General features: G+C 36.4%; 4 protein-coding genes. All 4 read right to left on the reverse strand.

The genetic code is table 11. The features are described from left to right. Nucleotides 1-327: hypothetical protein (locus ENL20_08120; protein ID HHE38524.1), on the reverse strand; the 327-nt coding region annotated here is incomplete at its 3' end. 80 nt (nt 328-407) lie between these two features. After that, on the reverse strand, nt 408-683 hold the full coding sequence (locus ENL20_08125; GenBank protein HHE38525.1) for an ArsR family transcriptional regulator: 276 nt from the start codon (nt 681-683) through the stop codon (nt 408-410). 469 nt (nt 684-1,152) lie between these two features. Then, nucleotides 1,153-3,216: a S9 family peptidase gene (locus tag ENL20_08130; GenBank protein HHE38526.1), complete on the reverse strand. Its 2,064-nt coding sequence runs from the start codon at nt 3,214-3,216 to the stop codon at nt 1,153-1,155. A gap of 341 nt (nt 3,217-3,557) precedes the next feature. Beyond that, nucleotides 3,558-5,722, reverse strand: a 2,165-nt coding sequence (gene polA, locus ENL20_08135) for a DNA polymerase I (protein HHE38527.1), incomplete at its 5' end; no start/stop codon positions are given.

Consider the following 5,722-nt stretch of genomic DNA (forward strand, 5'->3'; position numbering starts at 1 on the left):
ATATGAAAAAAGTTCGTATCTTTTCTTATGTCCCCATAACAAACTTTCTTCAACTATTTCAGCAATATTTTTTTCCTTTAACCATTTAGGTGAATTAACGATCTCCGGATAAAATAGATCTTCAATAAGAAAAAGTTTATATTCATACTTCGCAGTAATTTCTTTTCTTATTTTAGAATTCTTATGAATTTCTTTCTGCATTCTGGATTTTATTTTTCTAATTGATTCTTTCTTGTAAAATGCTTGCGGTAAACTGAATGCAAGACGATAAGTGATAAAAATTACAGCATTTTCCGGTTGGATGTGTGGTAGAAATCTTTTATACATTTATATTTCCTTTTCCTTTTCCCATCGGGACGATGGGGTTACAGTACAACCATCGTCCCGATGGTTTTTACGAACTCTCATTATTCGTTTTCTTTGTTGCTAACAATTTTCATAAAATACGAAACCACATCTTCCAAAATAGAAGTATTTAAAAAATATGTTATGAACTGACCTTTTTTCTCCGAACTGATCAAATCAGCATTTTTTAGTATTTTCAGATGTTCACTGATCGAGGGTTTGGAAATATCAAAATTCTCTGCGATCTCACCGGCAGTCAGATCTTTCTTTTTCAGAAGACCGATTATTTTTCTCCTGTTTTTGTCTGATAATGCTTTAAAAACTTTGTCGTTCAACATAAAACTAAATCTCCTTATTTAGTCTGTTGCCTAATTAACTAAACACCAAAATAGAGTCAAGAGAAAATTTGTGGTAATTTGAAATTGTATTAGGATTGCCGAATTGTTTGCAAAAAAATATAGTGAAATCTTAATGACTTACTAGGTTTTTTGTCCGAAATAACATACATAAACTTCCCAAATTATTGAAATTAGTTTTCCAATCTACCAAAGTTTTTTTCTTCTTTTTTCTCTCCATTAAGATTCGGAAGACTGTAAATTGATCTAAACTTTCCGAATTTTATTGAAAGAATTCCTTTGTTGGAAACTTCGGAAAGAGGATCATCTCTTTTTGCTTTTTTTTCTTTGATTGTACTCAACTCCACGCTTTGCTTTGAAGTCGAGTCCAATCAGAATTTAAACTTCACAAATCTTTGTCCCGAAGGCTTTCGGGAGGTAAGTTTTTTTATCCGTTCAATCCGTGAGCAAATCAGATATCCATCCCCAACTGATCCATCAAAAACGCATAATAATCCGACCATTGTTCAAATTGAATAGATTGAGTAGTTCCACCACCGTGACCGGATGAATCCTCCACGAGAAGATATACCGGATTTTCGGAAGAATTATTTTCTTGAAGTAAAGCAGCAAATTTTCTGGCGTGAAACGGATCTACACGAGCATCATTTATTCCGGTTGTGATCATCATTGTCGGATAATGTTCATTTTCTTTCACTTGGTGATAAGGTGAATATTTCAAGATATACTCGAATTCATCAGGATTTTCCGAACTACCGTATTCTTCCTTCCAGATATTGGCAATACTCGAATGATGATACCGGATCATATCAAGTAGCGGAACCTGACATAATGCTGCTTTCATCAAATCCGGTCGTTGCGTGACAATTGCTCCAATGAGAAGTCCGCCATTGCTCCCACCACAAACAACTAATTTTTCCGGACAAGTATATTTATTATCGATCAACCACTCTGCAGCCGCGATAAAATCATCAAAAACATTCTGCTTCTTTTCTTTCATTCCCGCTTGATGCCATTTTTCGCCAAATTCACCGCCACCTCGCAGATTAGCGATCACCAGAATCCCTCCATTTTCTATCCAAAAAGAATAAGCCAATGAGAAATTTGGCTTCAAAGAAATATTAAAACCACCGTATCCGTAAAGTTGAACTGGATTATTCCCATCTCGTACAATATTCTTGTTATAGACGAGAAACATTGGGATCGAAGTGCCGTCTTTGGAATTATACCAAACTTGTTCAGTTTGAATATTCTTGATATCGATATCTATTGGAGGTCGGAAAAATTCTTCCAATTCATTTTTTCCAAAATTATAAAGGAAGGTTGTTCCCGGATACGAAAAGGAAGAAAACCAAACCCAGGTATCTTGTCCGTCTTCTCTGCCGTAGATCATTGCTGTTCCGGGCATTGGCAAGGGAACATCCCGCAAATAATTTCCTTCCGGATCAAAGATATTTATTTGAGTATGCACATTTTTCAAATAAGTAACATAAATCTTGCCGCAGATAATCGCAAAATCCGTGATCTTATGTTCTGTTTCGGAAATAAATTCCAGCCAATTTTCCTTTCCCGGATTTTCTACATTTGTGATATAAACTTTCTTGTTAGGAGCGTCCTTATTAGTGAGAATATACAGTTTTCCCTTAAAATAAGAAACCGCATATTCCGCATCAAAATCATCAGTAATCGTTTTTAAATTATTGCTTCCGAATTCCTTGATCCAGACAGCATCCTTATAGAAAATACTTTTTGCTTGAATTACATATTTGTCATCGTATGTGAGATCTAAGTGATTCCATTTTTCCTTAACATCATCATCCCACCAGATTTTAATATCTTCCTTTGAATCGGTTCCCAATTTATGCAAATAACTCGCATTCCAATAGTATTCTTCTCCTGCCGGAACTTCTCCTTTGAGCGGATTACAAGTATAATAAAAACCGCTGTTATCCGGTAACCAGAAAGATAGATATTGCCTCCAACCCTTCACTTTGTCGGGCAATATTTTCCTGCTTTCTACTTCCATAATATGAATAACCGGTGCTTCATCTCCACCTTTCGATTTCCCGAAGGCAACTAACTTTCCGTCTTCCGTTGCATTGAAAAAGGCAAGTGTTTCATCTTCTGCCCAATTATTCGGATTGATAAATTCCTGCATCGGAACATTGTCATTTTCAGCAGTATATATCACATATTTTTCTTCATCTTTTTTCTTTTGATGTTGGAAAATTCTGTCGGTTTTTTTCAGTCTGCGTATCGAACCGAACGAATCATAACGACCGAATTCGTTGAATTTTTCCAATAACCATTTTCGTTGCGGAAGTTTATCAAGATATGCTCGTGTAAACTTGTTCTGCTGTTTGTCCCATTCTTTCACTTTTTCGCTGTCGTCATCTTCTAACCAACGATAATCATCTTTGATCTCTTTTCCGTGTAAAATTTCAATAACTGTTCTCTTTTCTGTTTTTGGATATTTCATCATTCCTCCTTTTTCACCACCAAGACACAAAGGCACAAAGAAAATCTCCTCTTGAGAGGAGTCCGGCTTTAGTCGGGAGGTGTGTTTCCTTTTCAATTCGTTATTTATTGTTATACTTTCCGAAGTTTTCTCTCCTATAAAAATTCGGAAGGTTGCAGATAATCCTAAACTTTCCGAATTTTATTGAAAGAATTCCTTTGTTGGAAACTTCGGAAAGAGGGTCATCTCCTTTTTGGTTTTTTTTCTTTGATTGTTCTCAACTCCACGCTTTGCTTTGAAGTCGAGTCCAATCAGAATTTAAACTTCACAATCCGGCAATTGCCGGATTTGTTAGTTTTTTTATCCGTTCAATCCGTGAAAATCCGTGAGCAAAAAAATCAATGCGCATCAAACCAGTCTTTCCCGGCTCCAACATCGACAACCAGCGGCACAATAGCGGAATATTTTTTTGGAAGAGCATTCTCCATTTCTGTTATGATCAGTTCTTTGGCAAAATCCAGTTTCGATTTCCTGACCTCGAAAACCAACTCATCGTGAACCTGGATGATCATTTTTATTTCAGGAATATTTTTCAGTTTTTCATGCAGATTTATCATCGCAATTTTGATGATATCTGCAGCACTTCCCTGGATCGGCATATTGGTCGCAACTCTCTGCGCTTCTTGAACATCTCGTTTATTTTTGCTGTTCAAACCGGGTAAATATAATTTCCGACCAAAAATCGTGGAGACAAATCCATTTTCTTTTGCCTTTTCCAGACTTTTACTGATATAATTCCTGATAGTTGGAAACTTACTGAAATAATTCTCCACAAATTCGTTGGCTTCCTTCCTGGAAATATCGAGTTCCTTGGAAATACGGAACGCTCCCATTCCATACATCAAACCGAAATTGATGATCTTAGCATATCTTCGGTCATCAGCGGAAATTTCCTCTTTTGGTTTTCCAAAAATTATGCTCGCAGTCTGGGAATGAATATCCTCATTATTGCGGAATGCTTCGATCATTTTTTCATCTTTGGAAAGGATCGCCAGCAAACGAAGTTCAATCTGCGAATAATCTGCGGAAAGGATTATCCAATCATCATTTTCCGGAACGAATGCTTTGCGGATTTCTTTACCCATCTCCGATCTGATGGGAATATTCTGCAGATTAGGATTAGAACTGGAAAGTCTGCCGGTTGAAGTGTTCGTCTGATTAAATGATGAATGAATTCTTTCGGAATGCGGATTTATCAGTTTGGGAAGAGCAGTCACATAAGTCGATTCTAATTTTGTGATGCGACGATAATCCATCAATAATTGAGCGATTTCATATTTTTTTGCTAAAGTTTCCAGAACCGTCACATCTGTCGAATAACCTGTTTTTGTCTTTTTAATATAAGGAATTCCTAAATCTTCAAAAAGCACTTTTCCAAGTTGCTGCGTGGAATTCAAATTGAATTGTGAACCTGCGATTTCATAGATTTTTTTTGTTAATTCCGCCAATTTCTTTTGATTTTGGGATGAGATCGCAGACAGGATTTTTGTATCGATCCGAACGCCGTTTTGCTCCATTTCTGCCAAAGAATAAATCAGCGGAATTTCAATGTTTTTATAAAGTTCCATAAGATCATATCCTTTCAGTTTTTCTTTGAAGATGGAATAAAGACGAAAAGTGATATTAGCATCTTCTGCCGAATATTCTGCTGCCTGCGAGACCGGAACCAGGTCGAAAGTTACCTGCTTTTTTCCGGTTCCGATCAAATCCTTTATCGGAGTCATCTTGTATTCAAACTCTCGATCGGAACATGCTTCAAGCGAATGACGCGAAGTCGGATTGATCAAATAATCTGCTAAAATCGTGTCGAAAATTCTTTCCTGGATTTTCCAACCTGCTCTTAATAAAATCTCAAAATCATACTTGAAATTATGAGCAATTAGGAGTTTTCCTTTCAGAGTTTCTTGAAGGTTGTTCAAAACATATTTCATTTCCAGGTTTTCCGCCATTTGATGAGCAATGGGAATGTAATACGCTTTCTTATTTTCCAGACAAATAGAAATCCCGACAAGTTCAGCCAGAAACGGATCTTTATCGGTTGTTTCCGTATCGATAGCGATTTTGCTCTTTGATTTAATTTCTCTCAATAACTTCTGAAATTCGGGATAATTATCAACCACGATCGTTTCAAATTTGATTGTGTTATCACTTTCTTCAGTCTCTCCAAAATCGAGTTCTTCATCAACTCTGATCTTTTTTACCAAAGATTTCAGGTCGTTATCTTCTAAAAATGGAATTGCATTTTTCAGATATTTTTTATCAAATTTGAAATTACGATCTTCCGGTATACCGAGCGGAACATCGAGTACGATCTTTGCTAATTTTTGAGAAAGAAATGCATTATCTCTACTCTCTACTAATTTCGTGTGAGTTCCTTTGGCTGAAATTTTTTCCAGGTTTTCATAAATTTTTTCCAGGGTTCCGAATTCCTGCAGAAGTTTGGTTGCACCTTTCGGTCCGATTCCTTTCACACCCGGAATATTGTCTGCCGAATCTCCGCAAA

The organism is Candidatus Cloacimonadota bacterium, assembly GCA_011372345.1.
In the GTDB taxonomy this organism is placed as follows: Bacteria; Cloacimonadota; Cloacimonadia; order Cloacimonadales; family TCS61; genus DRTC01.

Coding starts and splice junctions, on each gene's coding strand:
- ENL20_08125 (HHE38525.1), bottom strand. CDS start 683: ATGTTGAACGACAAAGTTTTTAAAGCATTATCAGACAAAAACAGGAGA.